Annotated in this window: 20 protein-coding genes and 1 pseudogene; 15 read left to right on the forward strand and 6 right to left on the reverse strand. The window is 64.2% G+C overall.

Annotation, left to right across the window (positions count from 1 at the left end; translation table 11 throughout):
* Positions 1–66: 66 nt before the first annotated feature.
* A complete protein-coding gene (locus ACZ0AV_RS05750) occupies positions 67–462 on the forward strand; it encodes a hypothetical protein (RefSeq protein WP_499150153.1) in 396 nt (131 codons plus the stop codon).
* A 65-nt stretch (positions 463–527) separates the two neighbouring features.
* Here ACZ0AV_RS05750 and ahpF read toward each other — a convergent pair whose 3' ends face one another.
* Complete coding sequence (gene ahpF / locus ACZ0AV_RS05755; RefSeq protein WP_499150154.1) at positions 528–2081, reverse strand: alkyl hydroperoxide reductase subunit F; 1554 nt, start codon at positions 2079–2081, stop codon at positions 528–530.
* Positions 2082–2355: 274 nt separating this feature from the next.
* Entirely contained in the window at positions 2356–2919 is a 564-nt protein-coding gene (gene ahpC / locus ACZ0AV_RS05760) for an alkyl hydroperoxide reductase subunit C (RefSeq protein WP_499150155.1), read from the reverse strand.
* A 254-nt stretch (positions 2920–3173) separates the two neighbouring features.
* Between ahpC and ACZ0AV_RS05765 the strand changes: the two genes are divergently transcribed.
* Positions 3174–3902, forward strand: a complete 729-nt coding sequence (locus ACZ0AV_RS05765) for a substrate-binding periplasmic protein (protein WP_499150156.1) — start codon at positions 3174–3176, stop codon at positions 3900–3902.
* An 89-nt stretch (positions 3903–3991) separates the two neighbouring features.
* The gene (locus ACZ0AV_RS05770; protein ID WP_499150157.1) at positions 3992–5188 is read left to right on the forward strand and encodes an MFS transporter; all 1197 of its coding nucleotides are present in this window, start codon (positions 3992–3994) and stop codon (positions 5186–5188) included.
* Here ACZ0AV_RS05770 and ACZ0AV_RS05775 read toward each other — a convergent pair.
* Positions 5185–6477: an FAD-dependent oxidoreductase gene (locus ACZ0AV_RS05775; protein ID WP_499150158.1), complete on the reverse strand. Its 1293-nt coding sequence runs from the start codon at positions 6475–6477 to the stop codon at positions 5185–5187. The genes ACZ0AV_RS05770 and ACZ0AV_RS05775 overlap by 4 nt on opposite strands.
* A 37-nt stretch (positions 6478–6514) precedes the next feature.
* Positions 6515–6943, reverse strand: a complete 429-nt coding sequence (locus tag ACZ0AV_RS05780) for a 3-isopropylmalate dehydratase (protein WP_499150159.1) — start codon at positions 6941–6943, stop codon at positions 6515–6517.
* 159 nt (positions 6944–7102) lie between these two features.
* Between ACZ0AV_RS05780 and ACZ0AV_RS05785 the strand changes: the two genes are divergently transcribed.
* On the forward strand, positions 7103–8032 hold the full coding sequence (locus ACZ0AV_RS05785) for a DMT family transporter (RefSeq protein WP_499150160.1): 930 nt from the start codon (positions 7103–7105) through the stop codon (positions 8030–8032).
* Between the two features lie 105 nt (positions 8033–8137).
* Here the strand turns inward: ACZ0AV_RS05785 and ACZ0AV_RS05790 are convergent, their stop codons facing one another.
* Complete coding sequence (locus ACZ0AV_RS05790) at positions 8138–8578, reverse strand: HIT family protein (RefSeq protein WP_499150161.1); 441 nt, start codon at positions 8576–8578, stop codon at positions 8138–8140.
* A 73-nt stretch (positions 8579–8651) separates the two neighbouring features.
* A complete protein-coding gene (locus ACZ0AV_RS05795; protein ID WP_499150162.1) occupies positions 8652–9935 on the reverse strand; it encodes an MFS transporter in 1284 nt (427 codons plus the stop codon).
* A gap of 244 nt (positions 9936–10179) precedes the next feature.
* Here ACZ0AV_RS05795 and ACZ0AV_RS05800 point away from each other — a divergent pair, with 244 nt between their 5' ends.
* The 11 genes and pseudogenes from ACZ0AV_RS05800 to ACZ0AV_RS05850 all read left to right on the forward strand — a co-directional run bounded on the left by ACZ0AV_RS05800 (position 10180) and on the right by ACZ0AV_RS05850 (position 21421).
* Entirely contained in the window at positions 10180–10977 is a 798-nt protein-coding gene (locus ACZ0AV_RS05800; protein WP_499150163.1) for an undecaprenyl-diphosphate phosphatase, read from the forward strand.
* A 100-nt stretch (positions 10978–11077) separates the two neighbouring features.
* Positions 11078–11950 (forward strand): tetratricopeptide repeat protein, encoded by an 873-nt coding sequence (locus ACZ0AV_RS05805; protein ID WP_499150164.1) that lies wholly within the window; start codon positions 11078–11080, stop codon positions 11948–11950.
* 187 nt (positions 11951–12137) lie between these two features.
* Positions 12138–13145, forward strand: coding sequence for an AraC family transcriptional regulator (locus ACZ0AV_RS05810; RefSeq protein ID WP_499150165.1), 1008 nt, complete (start codon positions 12138–12140; stop codon positions 13143–13145).
* A gap of 129 nt (positions 13146–13274) precedes the next feature.
* Positions 13275–14303 carry a histone deacetylase family protein gene (locus ACZ0AV_RS05815; protein WP_499150166.1) on the forward strand — a complete coding sequence of 343 codons (1029 nt, stop codon included), beginning with the start codon at positions 13275–13277 and terminating at the stop codon, positions 14301–14303.
* Between the two features lie 41 nt (positions 14304–14344).
* Entirely contained in the window at positions 14345–15445 is a 1101-nt protein-coding gene (locus ACZ0AV_RS05820; RefSeq protein WP_499150167.1) for a polyamine ABC transporter substrate-binding protein, read from the forward strand.
* A 265-nt stretch (positions 15446–15710) separates the two neighbouring features.
* A complete protein-coding gene (locus ACZ0AV_RS05825; RefSeq protein WP_499150168.1) occupies positions 15711–16616 on the forward strand; it encodes a metal ABC transporter substrate-binding protein in 906 nt (301 codons plus the stop codon).
* A complete protein-coding gene (locus ACZ0AV_RS05830; RefSeq protein WP_499150169.1) occupies positions 16616–17497 on the forward strand; it encodes a manganese/iron ABC transporter ATP-binding protein in 882 nt (293 codons plus the stop codon). The genes ACZ0AV_RS05825 and ACZ0AV_RS05830 overlap by 1 nt, the downstream gene beginning before the upstream one ends.
* A complete protein-coding gene (locus ACZ0AV_RS05835) occupies positions 17497–18351 on the forward strand; it encodes a metal ABC transporter permease (protein ID WP_499150170.1) in 855 nt (284 codons plus the stop codon). The genes ACZ0AV_RS05830 and ACZ0AV_RS05835 overlap by 1 nt, the downstream gene beginning before the upstream one ends.
* Before the next feature lie 2 nt (positions 18352–18353).
* Positions 18354–19184: a metal ABC transporter permease gene (locus ACZ0AV_RS05840; RefSeq protein ID WP_499150171.1), complete on the forward strand. Its 831-nt coding sequence runs from the start codon at positions 18354–18356 to the stop codon at positions 19182–19184.
* 374 nt (positions 19185–19558) lie between these two features.
* Positions 19559–20563 (forward strand): annotated as a pseudogene (locus ACZ0AV_RS05845) (cache domain-containing protein); the annotation flags it as partial.
* A 90-nt stretch (positions 20564–20653) separates the two neighbouring features.
* Positions 20654–21421, forward strand: coding sequence for a methyl-accepting chemotaxis protein (locus ACZ0AV_RS05850; protein ID WP_499153301.1), 768 nt, complete (start codon positions 20654–20656; stop codon positions 21419–21421).
* Positions 21422–21473: the final 52 nt, after the last annotated feature.

Raw genomic sequence — 21473 nt, forward strand, 5'->3', positions numbered from 1 at the left:
TGATTGCAGCTCACCGTGGTGCGCCTCACACTGCAGGCCTCACTTATGCAGATGACCGGAGCCACCATGTCCCTAGCCGATGATCAACAACGCCAGCGCGTGCTGGATGCCACCGAATCGCTGGACTGCACGGTCTATCGCCCCGACGAGGACGACCTGGACTCCGAAGAGCAGGACCTGGGCGATGCCAGGGTGTTGTTCACTGGCCCCTTCGAGCCTCCGCAGGAATGGGACGCCGCCGAGCGCGACGACTACTTCGACGGCATTGACCCGGCGCTGTTCTTCACCGCGCTGATCGCCTGCGAAGCCAAGCCCGGCTCCAAGGCGTTCTTCACGCCCCAGGCCGGTGACCTGCTGGCCGCCATGAAAGAGGGCCAGGTGGAGATGTACTTCATCTGCGAGCGCCTCGATGACGAACACGGCAGCACCTTCGTGCTGATTCGCGACCAAAACACCGACTGAGTCACGCGTGATGCAGGCATAAAAAACGGGCCCGATGGGCCCGTTCTTCATGGTCTTGCGAAAAATCAGCTGCGGATCAGGTGGTCGAAGGCACTCAGCGATGCCTTCGCGCCCTCGCCCACGGCGATGACGATCTGCTTGTACGGCACGGTGGTCACGTCACCGGCGGCAAAGATGCCGGGCAGCGATGTCTCGCCACGGGCGTCGACGATGATCTCGCCGCGGTCCGACAGCTCCACCGAGCCTTTGAGCCACTCGGAGTTCGGCAGCAGGCCGATCTGCACGAAGATGCCTTCCAGTTCCAGCGGGACGAACTCGTCGGAGTTGCGATCCTTGTAGACCAGGCCGGTGACCTTCTGGCCATCGCCTTTCACTTCGCTGGTCAGGGCGCTGGTGATCACCTTGACGTTCGGCAGGCTGTACAGCTTTTTCTGCAGTACGGCGTCAGCACGCAGCTTGCTGTCGAACTCCAGCAGGGTAACGTGCGCCACGATACCCGCCAGGTCGATGGCCGCTTCCACACCCGAGTTACCACCGCCAACTACCGCCACGCGCTTGCCTTTGAACAGCGGGCCGTCGCAGTGCGGGCAGTAGGCCACGCCCTTGTTGCGGTACTCCTGCTCACCCGGCACGTTCATCTCTCTCCAGCGCGCGCCGGTAGAGAGGATCACGGTCTTGGCCTTCAGGCTCGCACCGCTCTCGAACTTCACTTCGTGCAGGCCGCCGGCGCTGGACGCCGGGATCAGCGCGCTGGCGCGCTGCAGGTTCATGATGTCGACCTCGTACTGCTTGACGTGCTCTTCCAGGGCGCGGGCCAGTTTCGGGCCTTCGGTTTCCTGCACCGAGATGAAGTTCTCGATGGCCATGGTGTCCAGCACCTGACCGCCGAAACGCTCGGCGGCAACACCGGTACGGATGCCTTTGCGGGCGGCGTAGATGGCTGCCGCAGCACCGGCCGGGCCACCACCGATGACCAGCACGTCGAAGGCCTGCTTGGCATTGAGCTTTTCGGCGTCACGGGCCGAGGCGCCAGTGTCGATCTTGGCGAGGATCTGCTCGGCGTCCATGCGGCCCTGGCCAAACAGTTCACCGTTGAGGTAGATGCTCGGCACCGACATGATCTGGCGGGACTCGACTTCATCCTGAAACAGCGCACCGTCGATGGCGACGTGGCGGATGTTCGGGTTGAGCACGGCCATCAGGTTCAGCGCCTGGACCACGTCCGGGCAGTTCTGGCAGGACAGCGAGAAGTAGGTCTCGAAGTTGAATTCGCCTTCCAGGTTCTGGATCTGCTCGATCACTTCGGCTGCAAGCTTCGACGGGTGGCCACCGACTTGCAGCAGGGCCAGCACCAGCGAGGTGAATTCGTGGCCCATCGGCAGGCCGGCGAAGCGCAGGCTGATGTTGCCATTCGGGCGATTCAGGGCGAACGACGGCACGCGGGCGTCAGTGCCGTCGGTCTTCAGGGTGATCTTGTCGGTCAGGCTGACAATGTCGTCGAGCAGGCCTTTGAGCTCCTGGGATTTGTCGCTGTCATCGAGGGACGCGACGATCTCGAACGGCTGGCTGACCTTTTCCAGGTACGCCTTCAACTGGGTTTTAAGGGTTGCGTCCAACATATACGGGTCCTCAATGACGAAATTCGGGCAATAAAACGCCCGGACGGGTTACGCCCGGGCGTTCGGGCGCGCTTCCAGAATCAGCGGTTGATCTGGTCAGCGCGGAAAACGGATTGGCAAACGTAGCGAGCGGTGTCGAGGCAAGGCGAAATCAGGCTCGGGCAGGTCGGAGTCGCGGGCGACTTTACGAGCTGTAAATAACGAGCCCGAGCCTGGGCGGCCCCACCTGATTTCAACGCCGCATCGACGACGCGCAGTAGTTTGCCGACCGTTTTTAGATCTTGCCGACCAGGTCCAGGGACGGAGCCAGAGTCTGGGCACCTTCCTTCCACTTGGCTGGGCACACTTCGCCCGGGTGGGCAGCGGTGTACTGGGCAGCTTGCAGCTTGCGCAGGGTCTCGGCCACGTCACGAGCGATCTCGTTGGAGTGGATTTCGACGGTCTTGATCTGGCCTTCCGGGTTGATCACGAAAGTACCGCGCAGTGCCAGGCCTTCTTCAGCGATGTGCACGCCAAAGGCGTTGGTCAGCTGGTGAGTCGGGTCGCCGATCAGCGGGAACCGAGCCTTGCCAACGGCTGGCGAGGTCTCGTGCCATACCTTGTGCGAGAAGTGGGTGTCGGTGGTGATGATGTACACCTCGGCACCGGCCTTCTGGAAGGCTTCGTAGTTGTTGGCGGCGTCTTCGATCTCGGTCGGGCAGTTGAAGGTGAAAGCTGCCGGCATGAAGATCAGTACCGACCACTTGCCCTTCAGGCTTTCTTCGGTGACTTCGATGAATTTGCCATTGTGAAATGCATTGACCTTGAACGGCTGAACTTGAGTGTTAATCAAAGACATCAGTGAACTCCTTGGAGGGTTGAAAAATTTACAGGACAGATAGTAGCCCCATATGGATCGAAGAGCCCATTGATTGAAACCATGAAACCAATAAGCTGACTCAATCGACCCATATAAAAAGCCTTTTAAAACAGTAGTCTGAAGCGCTCGCACGGTGCAACCGATGAGGCGCGCCGCACGCGCCTGCAGCGGCACGTCGCTGGCAGGTGCCGTAGCCTGTCAGACAATACCCCATCTTATCTGGTTCGTTCCCAATGCCACGTACCCTGACCACCGTTGCGCTTGCCCTGCTCAGTATCTGCTGCGCTGCCGAGCAACGCCCATTGCGCTTCTCGATCACCGAAAGCGGCGTGATGCCCTTGGTCGAGATCCGCGACGGGGAGGCCGTAGGCGGCATCCTCCACGACCTGCCGATGCGGCTCGCCGACAAGCTCGGGCGGCGCGCCGAGCTGCTGGTAATGCCCCGTTTGCGCGTGCACCGCGCCCTGTTGAACGACGAGATCGACGTGCGCTGCTATGTGAATCCAGCCTGGTTGAGCGACACCTATCCGGGGTATCTGTGGAGCGTGCCCTTCATGGTCCAGCGCGATCTGCTGGTCAGCCGCAGCCCCGAGCCGGTGACACCCGAGACACTGCCCAGGCAATCGATCGGCACCGTACTGGGGTTTCATTACCCGACCCTCTACCCGCGGCTGGTGGCCGGCACCTTGCGACGCAATGATGCCCGCACCCAGGGCCTGGTACTCAACAAGCTGGCTGCCGGACGTTACGATTATGCGATCAGCAACGAACTGGCCCTGCACTGGCACAACCGCGATCGTGATGCAGCCAGCAGGCTCCACGACGTGCACGAACTGTCCAGCGACCCGGCGGCCTGCCTGGTACGCAACGCTCCCGATGTGCCGACCGAGGCACTGTTGCGCGCCCTGCTGGAAATGCAGCGAGACGGCGAGTTCGAGGCCATCCTGCAGCGCTACCGCTGACCGGCCCCGACCAACAAAGCGGTTCTCTCGCTACGCCTTTGCGTGAATAATGCCCCGCCTGATTCGCTGCAAACTATCGAGGTAGATACATGAGTGGCCCCGCCCACGACGCCACCCGCCTGAGCGCGGGGGCGATCCTGCTGATCGAACTGGCGCTGGCACTTGGCGGTTTCGCCATCGGCACCAGTGAATTCTCGATCATGGGCCTGATGCCCAACGTCGCCCAGGACCTGGGCGTCAGCGAGCCGCAAGTCGGCCATGTGATCAGCAGTTATGCCCTCGGCGTGGTGGTCGGCGCACCGATCCTCGCACTGCTTGGCGCACGGCTGCTGCGCAAGCACCTGCTGCTGTTGCTGATGAGCGTATTCGCCGTCGGCAACCTGGCCAGCGCTCTGGCGCCTGATTACGCCTCGCTGCTGGTGTTCCGTTTCTTTGCCGGGTTGCCCCACGGCGCCTATTTCGGCGTCGCCATGCTGGTTGCCGCTTCCATGGCCCCTCCGCACAAGCGCGCCAAAGCGGTCAGCCGCGTGCTGATGGGCCTGAGCGTGGCCATTCTGGTTGGCAACCCATTGGCCACCTGGCTGGGCCAGAGCGTCAGTTGGCGCTACGCCTTCGCTCTGGTCAGCGTGATCGCCCTGCTGACCGTGGCCATGGTCGCGATCTTCCTGCCGCTCGACCGCAATGAGGTGCGCAGCAGCCCGATCAACGAACTGCGCGCCTTCAACCGCGCACCGATCTGGCTGGCGCTGGGCATCGGCTCGATCGGCTTTGCCGGCATGTTCTGCGTGTTCAGCTACATGGCGCCGACGCTGCTGGAAGTCACGCGGGTCAACCCGGGGATGATCCCGGTGGCCATGGCGGTATTCGGCGTCGGCTGCATCCTCGGTAACATGGCCGGCGGCTGGCTGTTCGACCGCCTGCAATTCAAGTCGGTGGCGTGGATCCTGCTGTGGAGTGCGCTGGTACTGCTGATGCTGCCGGCCGCTACACAGTCGATCTGGACGATGCTGCCGGCGATTCTGGCCCTGGGCACTATCGCGGCCCTGTCCCCCGCACTGCAGACCCACCTGATGGATGTCGCCACCGGTGCACAGACCCTGGCCGCTGCCTCCAATCACGCCGCGTTCAATATCGCCAATGCCCTCGGCCCCTGGCTGGGCGGCCTGGCCATCAGCGCCGGGTTCGGCTGGACCTCGACCGGTTATATCGGCGCGGTAACCGCCCTAGCCGGCCTGGCGATATTTGCCTGGGCATGGCGGGTTCAGCAGGCACGGGCCGCTGTCTAAGGGCACTGCACCGGCGGCGCGGACGACGGGTTCTCCCAGGCATGCAGAGGGGCTGCGCCTTTGCCGGAGAACAGCCACCCGGTGCGCGCGCCGACCAGGGTAGTAACCGCGTGGCGGCGGCCCGCCGGCAGGTGCCGCGCCACGAACAGAGCACTGTCGCGCAACAGCGCCAACCCTGCACTGTGCGACTGGAACAAAGGCGTCAGCAAGCGGCTCGCCTGACGGTAGTAACGCAGGTGAGCGCGGCGCACCGCGCCATACGCGGCGAAACAGCTGGAAAAGTCGGCCGCCCGGGTCCCCTCGCCCGTGCCCAGAGCCTGGCTCAGCGCCACGGCATCGACCAGCGCCATGTTCGCGCCCTGCCCCAACTGCGGGCTCATGGCATGGGCACAATCGCCGATGGCCACTACACGGCCGTCGTGCCACTGGTGCATGCGCACGTCGGCGTAGCTGGCCAGCATCAGTTTTTCGGCCTTGTCGAGGGTATGCAGAAATGCTTCCGCCGGCTCGCCGGCAAGCTGGCGCACGGACTGCTTCCAGGCCTCCAGCCCCGCCTGTTGCCAGACGCCATGGCCCGCCACCGGCAGGCTCCAGAACAGGCTGCTCAGCCGCGTGTGGCGGTCCAGGTGGGTACAGCCGGTGGGCATGATGCCGAACATCTGCGAGCAGCCGCGGTACCACTGGCGCAGGTCGGTAGAGTCAGCCCCCACGGGAGTCGGCACGATGCTCCACAGCGCGCCCCACGGGTACGCCTTGACCGACTGGCGCACCTGCATCTGCGTGCGTAGCCGGGAACGGGTGCCATCGGCCAGGATCAACGCCGCGTGTTCGCCCAGCAAACTTTCATTGCCCTGGCCATCCTCGGCGAACAGGCGCACATGGGTAGCCGATTGCGCGAAGCGGGAGACGCCCATACCGGTGCGGATAGTTACCCCGGCCGCGCGCGCTGCGCCGAGCAAGGCGGTCATCAATACACCGCGGTGGATGCCAAGGCCGACAGCACCGGCCTGCCAATGCGCGTACCGGGTGTCGAGAATCACCCGCTGCGCGCAGGCGGACGTGCCGAACAGCCGGCTGACCGGCGCACCAAGGGCGGTGCACTCGTCGAGCAGCCCCAGGTGACGCAGCGCGGCGAGCCCGGAAGGCTGCAGCAGGACCCCCGCACCGACCGGCTGCAGATCGGCGACACGTTCGTAGAGGGTGACCCGCCAGCCCTGGCGAGCCAGCAAAATGGCGCTGGCCAGCCCCGCGGTACCGGCGCCGACGATGGCAATGGGTAGAACTTGCACGGGCACATCCTGTGCTGCATTGAAGGAATGCGTGATTCTACCGTGCTTCGTCCGCCAGGATGTCGAAGCCGCCACGGTTCTGACTGACGATACGCAGGTTGGCCACGCCGCCGGCCTCGACCTTGACCGCCACCTCACGATTGAGGCGCCCCTTGCCGCACAGGGTCTTGTCTTCACTGTCGGTGGCGATGCCCACCACACGATTGCCTGCCGGCACCTGGAAGCGGCCCTGCTCGCCCACGGCAATACGCGCGGCCACCTGACGGTCGACCATTACCGCCACGTAGCAGCCGCCGCCCATCAGCCCCAGGTCACGGGTGACCACCACTTCGCCACCGCCCTGCACGGGCGCCTGATAGGCGCGCAGGCGCTCGGCAGGAATGTCCGTGATCTGGTCCGGGTCGGCCTGGTAGGACGAACAACCAGCCAGGGCCAGCAGAGGCAGTACGGCGTAGATCAGACGCATGGGTTCTCTCCAGAGAATCGCAGGGTTGGCGAGCGACAGGCTCAGCTCACAGACAAGCACATTGCCATAAGCGTGCAATAAATCCATCGTGCCTGGCGCCGCTGGCTTGCATCGACTGGCCGCACCATAATGGCGCCCCACTCTCGAAGAGCGATCGGAATGGACACGCGCAAGAACATCGACGGGCTGGCCGCCGCCATGATGGTCGGGCTTTGCATGATCTGGGGCATGCAGCAGGTGGTACTCAAGGCTGCCGCCGACGACGTGCCGCCGGTGCTGATGCTGGCCCTGCGCTCGGGCATCGCTGCGCTGCTGGTGGCCCTGCTGATGCTCTGGCGCCGTGACGGCCTGTCGCTGCGCGCCGGCAACTGGCGGCCCGGCATGGCGGTCGGCGCGCTGTTCGCCCTGGAGTTCGTGCTGGTCGGTGAAGGCCTGCGCCACACCAGCGCCTCGCACATGGTGATCTTTCTCTACACGGCGCCGATCTTCGCCGCCCTGGGGCTGCACTGGCGCCTGCCCGCGGAGCGCCTCCGGCCCCTGCAATGGCTGGGCATCGGTGTCGCCTTCGCGGGGATCGTGGTGTCGTTCGCCGGGGGGACCAGCGACCTGCAAGCCAGAGACGCCGGCAGGCAACTGTACGGCGATACGCTCGGCCTGCTCGCCGCCATGGCCTGGGGCGCCACCACCGTGGTGGTGCGCTGCTCGCGGCTGGCCAACGCGCCGGTCACGCAAACGCTCTTCTACCAGTTGCTGGGCGGCTTCGTGCTGTTGCTGCTGGTTTGCATCGTCACCAGCCAGCTGCGTTTCAACCCCACACCGATCGCCGTAGGCGGGCTGGTTTTCCAGGCGCTGCTGGTGTCGTTCGCCAGCTTCCTGGCCTGGTTCTGGCTGCTGCGCAACTACCTGGCGTCACGCCTTGGCGTGCTGTCGTTCATGACCCCGATGTTCGGCATCGTGTTCGGCGTGGTGCTGCTGGGCGAGCCCCTGGCGTTCAACTTCATCATCGGCGCGCTGCTGGTGCTGTGCGGCATCCTGCTGGTCAGCGGGTACGAGTGGCTGAGCCAGTGGCAGAAGCGGCGGCGCTCCTAGGCTGGAGGTCGAGCAAAGCAGTGCCCGACACGGCTCATCAGTGCCCCGCCCCGCTGGCTGCCCAGGGCGCATCGGCAGGCTGAGGCCCACCAAACGCGCACCCGTTCAAGCACTCTGAAAGCGCTTCACCAGCCTGGCTTGCAACTGCTCCAGCTCGGCCGGATCAGCCTTGCCGCTGGCATGGCTGTGCAGCCCTTGTTCGGTGAAACGCGGAATCACGTGCATGTGGATGTGATACACCGTCTGCCCTGCCGGCGCGCCGTTGAACTGAGCGATCTGCACGCCATCGGGCTGCAGCTCGTCAGCCAGTACGCGGGTGACCTTCTGTACCGCCAGCGTCAGTTTGGTCAGGCTGTCGGCGTCGATCTCGAGCAGATTGCGCGCTTGCGCGGATTTGGGAATCACCAGGGTGTGCCCGAACGACTGCGGGAACAGGTCGAGGAACACCAGCACGTCGTCGTCTTCGTACAGCTTGTAGCAAGGCATCTCACCGCGAATGATCTTGGCGAAGATGTTTTGCGGATCGTAATCGCCGTAAAGGCTCATGGGCTTCTCCATCGCGTTGTGAACGTGCGCGCACCATACCGGCTTGGCCGGCAGGTGCGAAATAGTGACGTGCTCAGCGCCCCTTGCGCAGCAGGCTGAGCCCGATGACGACGCCCAGGCCGCACAGGGCTATCAGGTAGTAGGCCGGGCCCAGCGGGCTCCACTTCACCAGCAGCGACACGGTAACCGGTGTCAGCCCGCCGAATACCGCGTAGGACATGTTGTAGGAAAACGACAGTCCGCTGAAACGCACCCGGGCCGGGAATGCATTGACCATCACGAACGGCACCGCGCCGATAGTGCCGACGAACAGGCCGACCAACGCATACAGCGGGAACAGCCAGTGCGGGTTGGCGTGCAGGCCGCTATAGAACAACCATACCGAAACCGCCAGCGCCGTGCAGCCGACCACCAGCACGCGGCCGGCGCCGATACGATCGCACAGCGCGCCACTGATGATGCAGCCGATGCTGAGCATGATGATGGCCAGGCTATTGGCCTGCAGCGCGGTCACGGCGCCGAAGCCGTAGAGGGTCTGCAGAAAGGTCGGGGTCATCAGGATCGCGACCACGATGCCGGCCGAGAGCAGCCAGGTCAGCAGCATCGACACGGCCACAGCGCTGCGATGGTCACGCACCACGGCTTTCAGCGGCAGTTCCTCGGCCAGCGCCTTGCGCTGCTGCAGCTCGGTGAACACCGGCGTTTCGTGCAGCCACTGGCGCAGGTAGACCGCGAACAGGCCGAACACGCCGCCGAGCAGAAAGGGCAGGCGCCAGGCCCAGTCGAGCACTTCCTGCTCGGTATAGACGCTGTTGATCAGCGTGGCCATCAGCGAGCCAAGCAGAATGCCGACGGTCAGGCCGCAGGTCAGCGTGCCGCAGGCGTAGCCAATGTAACGTGCCGGCACGTGCTCGGAAACGAACACCCAGGCGCCCGGCACTTCGCCACCGATCGCCGCGCCCTGGATCATGCGCATCGCCAGCAACAGCAACGGCGCGAGAATGCCGATCTGCGCATAGGTCGGCAGCAGGCCCATGATCAGCGTGGGCACGGCCATCATCAGGATGCTCAGGGTGAACATGCGCTTGCGGCCTATGAGGTCACCGAAATGCGCCATGACGATGCCGCCCAGCGGCCGCGCCAGGTAACCTGCGGCAAAGATGCCGAAGGTCTGCAGCATGCGCAGCCAGTCGGGCATGTCCGGCGGGAAGAACAGCTTGCCGACGACGGTGGCGAAGAACACGTAGATGATGAAGTCGTAGAACTCCAACGCGCCACCCAGGGCAGACAGGGACAGGGTCTTGTAATCGCTACGGGTCAGGGGCCGGGCAGGTACCGGCGATGCTGCGGATGGCATGCGGGAAAATCTCGGGAGGGTTGCACAAAGCATTGGCCGCGCGCAGCGGCTCAAGGGCCCCCACGATAACAAATCCGCGGCCTGGCGGCAGTACCCGCGCAATTCTGGAAAGCTGGTCGTGGTGCGACGGGCAGGCCTGGAATGGGGATGCATTTCAAGGAAAAAAAATGCTGCATGGAGAAAACCAGCCCTACTCGGGTCATACCCGCGGTCCGCGTTCGCTCACTGCCGTTTAAGGAAAACCATGGATTGGCTCCACCTGTTGTTTCTGTCGCTCATCCAGGGCATTACCGAATTCCTGCCCGTCTCCTCCTCCGCCCACCTGATCCTGCCGTCGCAACTACTCGGCTGGGAAGACCAGGGCCAGGCCTTCGATGTCGCCGTCCACGTGGGCACCCTGCTGGCGGTGATACTCGCCTTTCGCCAGCAGATCATCGCCATCGCGCAGGGCTGGCTGGGCCACGTACTGCACCGGCGCATCACCCCGGAAAGCCGCATGGGCTGGATGATCATCCTGGCGACCATTCCGGCGGCGCTGGCCGGCCTGATGTTCGAGTCGATGATCGAGCAGTACACCCGTTCGATGCTGGTGATCGGCACCGCCACAATCGTCTTCGGCCTGCTGTTGTGGTGGGCAGATGCGACCGGCGCGCGGGACGCCGACATGAGCCGCATGACCTGGCGCGAGGCACTGTTCATCGGCCTCGCGCAGATGATCGCGCTGATCCCCGGCACCTCACGTTCGGGCATCACCATGACGGCCGCGCTGATGCTCGGTTTCGACCGCCAGAGCGCTGCGCGCTTCTCCTTCCTGCTGTCGATTCCGCTGATCCTCGCCGCAGGCGGCCTCAAGGCCGTGCACCTGGTGCAGGAAGGGGCTGGCGCGCACTGGGGCGACATCGCCTGGGGCATCGGCCTGTCGTTCCTGTCGGCGTTCCTGTGCATCAAGCTGTTCCTGGCCGCGCTGGATCGTATCGGCATGCTGCCCTTCGTAATCTATCGCCTGATCCTCGGCACATTGCTGTTGTTCATAGCGTTGTAATCGCAGCGCCTTGCCGCTATCGGCAGCGCTGGCGTAACGTGCGGTCCAAGGACGCCCCGTTCGGGGCTCGCCGTCTCTCGGCTTATGAAAGGATCTGTTCATGCACCCGTTGGCACTGCTCGCCGCCCCGCTACTCCTCGCCTGCGCCGTTGCCGCGCAGGCAGACTCCTCACCACCCTGCCCGGTAAACGACATAGCCGATGACCCGGAGAGTGTCGGCGTGGTGCGCGACAAAGCCGAGTCGGGTGATCTTTGCGCCCAGTTCAACCTCGGTTTCTACCACTACACCCATCAGTCATATGACGCGGCAGAGCGGATGTACGCCCTCGCGGCCGAGCAAGGCAACGCGCGCGCAGCGTTCGAGATCGCCATCCTGTACCGCGATGGTTTGCTCGAAGACGACGCCGGGCAGCGCCGACAATGGCTGGAGAAGTCTGCCGCGTTGGGCGCTGATCTGGCGCAGATCGAGCTTGGTATCGATCACTGGGAACAGCGCGACGACAACGAGCAGCTTTACCAGGCCATGCATTGGTTCGAGCAGGCGGCAGTTCAGGGCAATATCCAGGGCCAGTATCTGCTTGGCGAGGGTTACTGGGCGGATCGCGGCATCGAGGGTTTCGCCGCTGATGATCAACTGGCGATGCGCTATGGCGGTGACGAAGAGCTGGGCGCGTACTGGGTATGCAAGGCTGCCGAGCAAGGCGATGCGGACGCCCAGTTTGCCATCTCCGAAGCCTACAGCATCGGTCGAGGCGTGCCCGCCAGCAGCATTCAGCGCTACCTCTGGCTTACTCAGGCTGGTGAAAACGGCCACGAAGAAGCGCTGAGCTGGCTGGATGAAAGTGGCACTGCCTGGTACACCCGCGTAGAAAATTGGGCAAAGCGGCAGATGAGCGACGAAGTCGCAAGCTGCCCGGCGCTGCCGTCCAGACAGGAAAGCGATGAAGGCGGGCTGACTGGGCAAGCAGGCTGAGAGCGAGCGTTGACGTCTCTGGCGTTACCATCTCCTACAGACACCCCGACGCGCGCTGGCGAACGAGCCGCTTGTTGGCCATCGATACCTCCGGCAGGCAGCATGCCAGGCAGGGCGTGCCTTTCGGCAAGCCGCAAGGCACGCTTATTGCGTGATTCTCGACTCTGCTCCGAGAAGGCGTGCCCCCATGCTGCACTCCCACCTGACCACCCTGCATGCCGTCGTTCTGGCCCTCGATACCCTTTGCCAGAATGGCGACTGCAACGCCCACCAACTCCTGGCCGGCAGCGGCATCGACGCAGCAGATCTGCAGCGTCCGCAGATGCGCATCAGCATCGCCCAGGAACGCCAGGTGTTTCGCAACGCCACCGCCAGGCGGCAGGATCTCGGCCTGCTGCTCGGCAGGCGTATGCACGTATCGTCCTATGGCCTGCTGGGTTTCAGCCTGCTCTCGGCATCGACGCTGGGCGATGCGCTGGAAGTGGCCTTCAGCTTTCCCGCCTTGCTCGGCACCCTCTTCGATCTGCGTCTGCGCCGCGACGGCTCGCAGGCCTGGATCGAGGCCAGCCACTATCGCGACACGGCGGATATGGAGACCTTCAACACCGAGTTCTGCCTGGCCTCGCTGAAGCTGATCTGCGACGACCTGCTGGGTCGCAGCCTGCCCCTGGAAGCAGCCCGCTTCATCCATAAAGCGCCGCGCTACCAGCGCCAGTACAGCCGCGACTTCGCCTGTGCGGTGCGCTTCAATGCCGCCGACAACGCCATCGTGTTCGACAGCCAGTGGCTGGATCGACGCCTGCCCCTGGCAGACCCGGTGACTCACCGCGACACCCTGGAACGCTGCCGCCATCTCAATCGCGAGTTCATCTCCCACCTGGCGCTGATTTCCCGCGTACGCCAGTTGCTCGCCAGCCAGTTGCCGACGGCGCCAGGGCTCGATGGCCTCGCGCGCCAGCTACGCTGTTCATCGCGCACCCTGCGCAGGCAGTTGCAAGAGGTCGGCACCAGCTACCAGACGCTGCTCGATGAGTTGCGCTTCGAGCAGGCACGCCATCTGCTGGATCAGGAGCGGCTGCCCATCGCCCGGATCGCCGAGGAGCTCGGCTACAGCGAAACCGCCAGTTTCCGCCACGCCTTCCAGCGCTGGAGCGGTATGTCACCGAGCCGCTATCGGCGCCCGGTCAGCGCCTAGAACCTGCACCGATACGGATCGCTGCTGCGCCATTTCGTGGCCATATCTATCCCCTTTTGGCCATTGCGCTCATTTCGCCAGCGCCAGACTCGGGCCAAGAATGCAGGTGTCATAGTCGGAGGCTCAGCCATGCGTACGATCTACAGCGATGACCATCACCTGCATCATGGTCGCTGCGAAATCATCGACGGGGAGCTCAAGCCCTGTTTCGAAATGCCGTCGCGGGCCGACCATGTGCTCGCCCGTGTACGCCAGCAGCAACTGGGCGAGGTCATCGCCCCCAGCGACTTCGGCAGAGCACCGATCGAACGCATTCATCACCGCGACTACCTGAGCTTTTTCGAAGGCGCCTGGGCACGCTGGGCGGCCATGGGCCGTGACGGCGACCTGATGCCCTTCACCTGGCCCGCCCGCACGCTGCGCAGCGTGGTGCCGGACAACCTGCACGGCCAGTTGGGTTATTACAGTTTCGACGGCGGCGCACCGATCACCGCCGGTACCTGGCAGGCCGCCTGGAGTGCAGCCCAGGTCGCCCTTACCGGGCAGAAGCTGATCAGCGATGGCGCCAACAGCGCCTTCGCCCTGTGCCGCCCGCCAGGCCACCACGCAGCGGCCGACCTGATGGGCGGCTACTGCTACCTGAACAATGCCGCCATTGCCGCTCAGGCCTTTCTCGATCAGGGCTGCAAGCGGGTCGCCATCCTCGACGTGGACTACCACCACGGCAACGGCACCCAGTCGATCTTCTACGACCGCAGCGACGTGCTGTTCGTCTCCATCCACGGCCACCCAGCCTTCGAATTCCCGTTCTTCCTCGGCTATGCCGATGAACCTGGCGAGGGCGCCGGCGAAGGCTTCAACCTCAATCTGCCGCTGGCTGCCGGCAGCGGCTGGGAGCAATGGAGCGCGGCGCTGGAGAGCGCCTGTGCACGTATCGAACATTACGCAGCGGACGTGATCGTGGTGTCCCTGGGTGTGGACACCTTCAAGGAGGACCCGATTTCCCAGTTCAAGCTCGATAGCCCCGACTACCTGCGCATGGGCGAACGCATCGCCCGCCTCGGCAAGCCAACCCTGTTCGTGATGGAGGGCGGCTATGCCGTCGAGGAGATCGGCGTCAACGCGGTGAACGTACTGGAAGGTTTCGAGGGCGCCTGAGCCTACTGCCGATAATTACGCATTCAACGGAGCACATAACGATGAAAAATCTCCACCGTCTGTTCGGCACCACCCTCTGCGGCGCGGCCCTGCTCGTCGGCAGTGCCATGGCCGAGGCCCGTGAACTGCGGGTCTACAACTGGGCAGACTACATCCTGCCGCAAACCCTCAAGGACTTTCAGCAGCAGAGCGGCATCAAGCTGACCTGGGACACCTTCGAAACCAACGAGGCGCTGGAAGCCAAGCTGCTCACCGGCAACTCGGGCTACGACCTGGTGGTGCCGTCCAACATGTTCCTCGACACCCAGATCAAGGCTGGCGTGTTCCAGAAGCTCGACAAGAGCAAGCTGCCCAACTGGAAACACCTCGACCCCGCACTGCTCAAGCTGCTGGAGACCAACGACCCCGGCAACCAGTACGGCGTACCCTACATGTACGGCACCGTGCTGATCGGCTTCAACCCGGACAAGGTCAAGGCCGCGCTGGGCGCCGACGCGCCCGTGGACAGCTGGGACCTGGTGTTCAAACCCGAGAACATGGAAAAGCTCAAGCAATGCGGCGTCGCCATGCTCGATGCGCCGAACGAGATCCTGCCACTGGCGCTGCATTACCTGGGCCTGCCGCCCAACAGCACCAACCCGGCGGACTACGACAAGGCCACCGAGCTGATGATGAGCATCCGCCCGTACGTGACCTACTTCCACTCCGCCAAGTACATGACCGACATCGCCAACGGCGACATCTGCGTCGCCGTCGGCTACTCGGGCAGCTTCTACCAGTTCGCCAACCGCGCCAGGGAAGCCGGCAACGGCGTGAAGGTCGAATGGCGCCTGCCCAAGGAAGGCGCGCCGATCTGGTTCGATACCTTCGCGATTCCGCTCAGCGCCAGGAACGTCGACGAGGCTCATGAGTTTCTCAACAACCTGCTCGACCCCAAGGTGATCGCGCCGATCAGCGACTTCCTCGGCTACCCGAACCCCAACAAGGAGGGGATGTTGCTGGTGAACAAGGCGATCAGCGCCAACGCCGATCTGACCCCCACCGCCGAAGCGCAAAAGACCCTCTACAGCGTCGAACCGCTGCCGCAGAAAGTCGAACGGGTACGCACCCGTGCCTGGACCAGGATCAAGAGCGGCAGGTGAGCATTGCCGACACAGCGAACCCCGCGCCAGTCGCGGGGTTTTGCATGGCGTGCTATTAAGGTTGGCGGAACCTGGGCACGCGTGACGGCTCACATGAACAGGCGCCGAGGCGATGCCCTGGCACAGCGCTCCCAAGCGCGCCATCGAAAATAAATCTCTAATGCCAATAGTTTTCATTAGCAACGATTTATCGCTAGAGTGACAACCCTGTCCGGGGTCACGACCATCCCGGTGATTTGACCGGTCAAGCCATACGAGGATGAAGATGTTCAAGCGGATCCACTCGCGCACCCGTGCTCCCCTGCTCGCCGCCCTGCTCCTGACCCTGTTGCCGCAACTGGCCACCGCCGAGGGCAAGTTCAAGGTCGTCACCACCTTTACCGTTCTCGCCGACATGGCCCGCCAGGTCGCTGGCGACGCGGCTGTGGTCGAATCGATTACCAAACCCGGTGCCGAGATCCACAATTACCAGCCGACCCCGGGCGACATCCTCAAAGCCCGTGACGCCCAGTTGATCCTGCGCAATGGCATGAACCTGGAACTGTGGTTCGAACGCTTTCTGCAACGCCTGCAGGGCGTGCCTTCGGCGACCCTCAGCGACGGCATCGAGCCGATCGGCATCGCCGATGGCCCATACAGCGGCAAACCCAACCCGCATGCCTGGATGTCGCCGGACTCGGCGATGGTCTACATCGACAATATCCGCGATGCGCTGGTCGAGCACGACGCCGCCAACGCCGAAACCTACAAGGCCAACGCCGAGGCCTACAAGGCGCGCATCCGGGCGACCGTTGAGCCGATTCGCGAGCGCCTGAAGGCAATCCCGGAAAACCGCCGCTGGCTGGTTTCCAGCGAGGGCGCGTTCAGCTACCTGGCACGCGACTTCGGCCTCAAGGAGCTGTACCTGTGGCCGATCAATGCCGACCAGCAGGGCACCCCGCAACAAGTGCGCAAGGTGATCGACGCGATGCGCGCCAACCGCATTCCGGCGATCTTCAGCGAAAGCACCATCTCCGCCTCGCCTGCCCAACAGGTCGCCCGTGAAACGGGAGCCAGGTATGGCGGCGTGCTGTATGTCGACTCGCTCAGCGAGCCTAGCGGCCCGGTACCGACCTACCTCGACCTGCTGCGCGTCACCTCGCAGACCATCGCCGACGGGCTGGCCGAATAATGCCCAACGCCCTGCATGAAGAGGACAGCCTGGGCGGTATCCGCGTCGACGGCATCAGCGTGACCTACCGCAATGGCCACACCGCCTTGCGCAACGCCAGCTTTGGCAGCCCCGGCGGCAGCATCACCGCGCTGGTGGGCGTCAACGGCAGCGGCAAGTCGACGCTGTTCAAGGCCATCATGGGTTTCGTGAAACTGACTCAGGGCACTATCAGCGTGCTCGGCATGCCGGTGCGCGACGCGCTGAAGCGCAACCTGATCGCCTACGTGCCGCAGAGCGAAGACGTCGACTGGAATTTTCCGGTGCTGGTCGAGGACGTGGTGATGATGGGCCGCTACGGCCACATGGGCATGCTGCGCCGCCCCCGTGCCGCGGACCGTGAAGCCGTGGACGCGGCCCTTGGCCGGGTCGGCATGAGCGACCTGCGCACACGTCAGATCGGCGAGCTGTCCGGCGGCCAGAAAAAACGCGTGTTCCTCGCCCGCGCACTGGCGCAGGACTCGCGGGTGATCCTGCTCGACGAGCCGTTCACCGGCGTCGACGTGAAGACCGAGGACGCCATCGTGCGGCTGCTCGGCGAGCTGCGCGACGAAGGCCGGGTGATGCTGGTGTCCACCCACAACCTGGGCAGCGTGCCGGAGTTCTGCGACCGCACCGTGCTGCTCGCGCGCACCGTGCTCGCCTACGGGCCGACCCAGCGGGTGTTCACACGCGAGAACCTGGAGCGCACCTTCGGCGGCGTGCTGCGCCATTTCGAACTGCCGGGCGAAGGCCAGCGCACCTCGCCGCTGATCGGCATCATCACCGACGACGAGCGCCCGCTGGTGCTCTACGACGGCAAGTCGACCATCCGCGGCCGCGTCGACGACAAGGATCAATAGTGCACACCCTGCTCGAACCCTTTTCCTACGGCTACATGGTCAATGCCATGTGGGTGTCGACCCTGGTTGGCGTGGTCTGCGCGCTGCTGTCGGTGTACCTGATGCTCAAGGGCTGGTCGCTGATCGGCGATGCCCTGGCGCACTCCATCGTGCCAGGTGTCGCCGGCGCCTACATGCTCGGCCTGCCCTTCGCCCTGGGTGCATTTGGCGCCGGCACGCTGGCAGCGGGCGCCATGCTGTTTCTCAACCAGCGCAGCAAGCTCAAGGAAGACGTGATCATCGGTCTGATTTTCTCCTCGTTCTTCGGCCTCGGGCTGTTCATGGTGTCCCTGTCGCCCACCTCGGTGAACATTCAGACCATCGTGCTCGGCAACATCCTTGCCATCACCCCGGGCGACACCCTGCAGTTGCTGCTGATCGCCGGCATCACCCTGGCCGTACTGGCGCTGCGCTGGAAGGATCTGATGGTAGTGTTCTTCGACGAACACCACGCCCGCACCATCGGCCTCAGCCCGACGCGCCTCAAGGCGATCTTCTTCATCCTGCTGTCGGCCTGCACCGTCGCGGCGATGCAGACGGTCGGCGCCTTCCTGGTCATCGCCATGGTGGTCACCCCCGGCGCCACCGCCTACCTGCTCAGCGACCGGTTCGAGCGGCTGTTGTTGATCGCAGCCTGCATCGGCGGCCTGAGCAGCTTCTTCGGCGCCTACGCCAGCTACTTTCTCGATGGCGCCACGGGCGCAATCATCATCGTGCTGCAGACCTGTGTGTTCCTGATGGCCTTCGTCTTCGCGCCCAAGCATGGCCTGCTCGCCGCCCGCCGCCGTGCCGCCCAGGCCCGGTTGGAGATGTGACCATGGACATGCTGCTCCTGCCGTTGCAAATCGACTTCATGCAGTACGCGCTGCTGATTGCCGTGCTGGTGGCCATTCCCGCCGCGCTGCTGTCGTGCTTTCTGGTGCTCAAGGGCTGGGCACTGATGGGCGATGCCACCGCCCACGCGGTGTTTCCCGGCGTGGTGATCGCGTACATCGTCGGCCTGCCCTACTCGCTCGGCGCATTCGTCGCCGGCATGCTCTGCGCGGTGGCCTCGGGCTACCTGAAGGAAAACAGCCGCATCAAGCAGGACACCCTGATGGGTGTGGTGTTCTCCGGCATGTTCGGCTTCGGCCTGCTGCTGTACACGCAGATTCACAGCGACGTGCACCTGGACCACATCCTGTTTGGCGACATGCTCGGCATCGGCTGGGCCGACCTGCTGGAAAGCGGCCTGATCGCCCTGGCAGTCACCGCCTTCATCGGCCTGAAATGGCGCGACCTGCTGCTGCATGCCTTCGACCCGGTACAGGCGCGTACCGTCGGGCTGCCGGTGCGCCTGCTGCATTACGGCCTGCTGGCGGTGATGTCGCTGACCATCGTCGGCGCGCTCAAGGCCATCGGCATCGTGCTCACCGTGGCGCTGCTGATCGCCCCTGGCGCCATCGCCTTCCTGCTCACCCGCACCATGGGCGCCATGCTCTTGACTGCCGTAGGCATCGCCGTCGGTGCAGCGCTGTGCGGCGTGTACCTGAGCTTCTTCCTCGACAGTGCCCCGGGGCCGACCATCGTGGTATTGCTCAGCGCTTTGTTCGTGGTGGTATTCCTCTATTCCGGCCGACGCGAGCGCAAGATAGCCGAGCAGTCATAGGCTGCCCGGCCCGGTGTCACCGGGACGCCCACCCTCCACCGCCAGAAACTCTCGCCCCCGGCCAGCATTGGCTACTCTTTCAGAGCGGCACTGCCAAAGGGCAGTGCCTGGCGGACCTGTGACGCCCTGCGGGCCGAGCTGACGTCAAACTCACTTTCGGCATACCAAATACCGTTTAAGTTAATGGGCGCCCAGCCGATGCAGTGGTTACGGGCCGGCACAAGGCCTGAGCATTTTTCGTTTACTGCCTGTCGCTTCAACAACAACATCTCTCGCTCGAGCAGGAACAACCCGTGAACATCAAACAGAAACTCACCTGGGCCTTCGCGGCCATTGCCTGTGTGCCCGTCGTACTGGTCGCCGTCGTGGTCGTGGTGAATCTGCGCGCGCAGGCGCAGGACGACTTCCTGGACAACAGCAGCCGCGAGATCCGCCAGATCGAAAACGCCATGAACCAGTTTTTCGACGCGATCACGCAGAACGTCGAATACCTGGCCAAGCACCCCGACATCCGCAATGCGGGCGAGTTGAAGAACTACTCGGGCGCCGACGCGGCGCAGATCCCGCTGACCGATCAGAACAAGGCCTTCCTGCAGATGTTCGGTGAGTTCGCGGCCAGCCACCCGAGCACTGCCTACCTGTCGATCGGCAAGCCCGACGGCGGCTACGCTTCATGGCCGGACGACGCCAAACTGATCAGCTACGACCCGCGTGTGCGTCCCTGGTACAAGGCCGCCATGGCCTCGCCGGGCAAGACCGTACGCACCTCGGCCTATTACTGGGCGCCGGATGACGTGGTGCTGATGGGCACCGTGCGCACCATCGAAAATAACCAGGGCCAACCGGCCGGCGTGCTCGGCCTGGACGTTTCGCTCAAACAGCTCACCGAGTTGGTCAAGCAGATAAAGCTGGGCGAAAGCGGCTACCTGATGCTGCTGGAAAACAACGGCAACGTGCTGGTCGATCCACGCGATCCCTCCCACGGCTTCAAGCTGATCAGCGAACTGGGCGATGGCTACGCGCAACTCGCCGGTGTGCAGAGTGGCCTGGTGGAAGTGGAACTCGGTGGCGTGCCGTACATGGCCAACGTCTGGTCGTCGAGCACCCTTGGCTGGCGTTTCATCGGCCTGATCGAGCGCAGCGAAGTAATGGCCAAGGCCACCAGCCTGACCTGGCAGATCGGGGTGATCGCCGCCGTGCTGGCCGTGCTGTTCGCCATCGTCGGCGCCAGCTTCGCCGGGTTGATCGTCAGGCCGATCCGCAGCGTGGCCGGCGGCCTGGAAGGCATTGCCCAGGGTGAAGGCGACCTGACCCGCAGCCTGGAGGTGCGCGGCAACGACGAAACCGCCATGCTGGCACGCTGGTTCAACCAGTTCCTGGGCGCGATCCGCACCCTGGTGCAGCGTATCGGCAGCGCCTCGGCAGACCTGCAAACCGCCTCGGACGCCAGTACCCGGGTGGCCCGCGACATGAACGACGCTGCCGGCCGCCAGCGCGAAGCCGTGGAACTGGTGTCCACCGCCTTCAACGAGATGGTCGCCACGGCCAACGAAGTGGCCCGTTCCTGCAGCCAGGCCGCTTCCTCGGCCGACTCGGGGCAGCGCCAGGTGCATGACGGCCAGTTGCAGATCGACGAGGCCACCGGTAGCGTCTCGCGCCTCAGCGACAACCTGCAGAAGTCCGCGCAGGCCATGCAGGTGCTCGAGCAGGACAGCAAGAACATCAACGCGATTCTCGACACCATTCGCTCGATTGCCGAGCAGACCAACCTGCTGGCGCTCAACGCGGCCATCGAGGCGGCACGTGCCGGCGAGCAGGGTCGTGGGTTCGCGGTGGTGGCCGACGAAGTGCGCGCCCTGGCCAAACGCACCGCCGACTCCACAGGCGAGATCGACAGCCTGCTCGGCGGTCTGGCCAAGCGCACCCAGGACGTGACCAAGCAGATGCAGAGCAGCCTGAGCATGTCGCAGCAGAGCGTGGAGCGTATCCAGCACGCCCGCGACAGCTTCGAGCAGATCCGTATCTCGGTCGATGAAATCCGTGATCAGAACAGCCAGATCGCCACGGCAGCCGAAGAGCAACACCACGTCGCCGAGGACATCAACCGGCACATCGCGCAGATCCACACCGATGCGCAACTGGTCGAAGAGCTCGCGCACTCGGCGCGCAGCGATTCACAGCGCCTGGAAAGCCTGTCGGGCGAGCTGAACGGACTGGTGGGGCGTTTCAGGACCTGAGGATGCGCCCTGGCGACGCATCCTCGACAGGCGGGGCGCAGACGCGCGAGCG

The sequence above is a fragment of the Pseudomonas sp. AC532 genome, assembly GCF_979258965.1.

Coding starts and splice junctions, on each gene's coding strand:
- ACZ0AV_RS05750 (WP_499150153.1), top strand. CDS start 67: ATGTCCCTAGCCGATGATCAACAACGCCAGCGCGTGCTGGATGCCACC.
- ahpF (WP_499150154.1), bottom strand. CDS start 2,081: ATGTTGGACGCAACCCTTAAAACCCAGTTGAAGGCGTACCTGGAAAAG.
- ahpC (WP_499150155.1), bottom strand. CDS start 2,919: ATGTCTTTGATTAACACTCAAGTTCAGCCGTTCAAGGTCAATGCATTT.
- ACZ0AV_RS05765 (WP_499150156.1), top strand. CDS start 3,174: ATGCCACGTACCCTGACCACCGTTGCGCTTGCCCTGCTCAGTATCTGC.
- ACZ0AV_RS05770 (WP_499150157.1), top strand. CDS start 3,992: ATGAGTGGCCCCGCCCACGACGCCACCCGCCTGAGCGCGGGGGCGATC.
- ACZ0AV_RS05780 (WP_499150159.1), bottom strand. CDS start 6,943: ATGCGTCTGATCTACGCCGTACTGCCTCTGCTGGCCCTGGCTGGTTGT.
- ACZ0AV_RS05785 (WP_499150160.1), top strand. CDS start 7,103: ATGGACACGCGCAAGAACATCGACGGGCTGGCCGCCGCCATGATGGTC.
- ACZ0AV_RS05790 (WP_499150161.1), bottom strand. CDS start 8,578: ATGAGCCTTTACGGCGATTACGATCCGCAAAACATCTTCGCCAAGATC.
- ACZ0AV_RS05795 (WP_499150162.1), bottom strand. CDS start 9,935: ATGCCATCCGCAGCATCGCCGGTACCTGCCCGGCCCCTGACCCGTAGC.
- ACZ0AV_RS05800 (WP_499150163.1), top strand. CDS start 10,180: ATGGATTGGCTCCACCTGTTGTTTCTGTCGCTCATCCAGGGCATTACC.
- ACZ0AV_RS05805 (WP_499150164.1), top strand. CDS start 11,078: ATGCACCCGTTGGCACTGCTCGCCGCCCCGCTACTCCTCGCCTGCGCC.
- ACZ0AV_RS05810 (WP_499150165.1), top strand. CDS start 12,138: ATGCTGCACTCCCACCTGACCACCCTGCATGCCGTCGTTCTGGCCCTC.
- ACZ0AV_RS05815 (WP_499150166.1), top strand. CDS start 13,275: ATGCGTACGATCTACAGCGATGACCATCACCTGCATCATGGTCGCTGC.
- ACZ0AV_RS05820 (WP_499150167.1), top strand. CDS start 14,345: ATGAAAAATCTCCACCGTCTGTTCGGCACCACCCTCTGCGGCGCGGCC.
- ACZ0AV_RS05825 (WP_499150168.1), top strand. CDS start 15,711: ATGTTCAAGCGGATCCACTCGCGCACCCGTGCTCCCCTGCTCGCCGCC.
- ACZ0AV_RS05830 (WP_499150169.1), top strand. CDS start 16,616: ATGCCCAACGCCCTGCATGAAGAGGACAGCCTGGGCGGTATCCGCGTC.
- ACZ0AV_RS05840 (WP_499150171.1), top strand. CDS start 18,354: ATGGACATGCTGCTCCTGCCGTTGCAAATCGACTTCATGCAGTACGCG.
- ACZ0AV_RS05850 (WP_499153301.1), top strand. CDS start 20,654: ATGAACGACGCTGCCGGCCGCCAGCGCGAAGCCGTGGAACTGGTGTCC.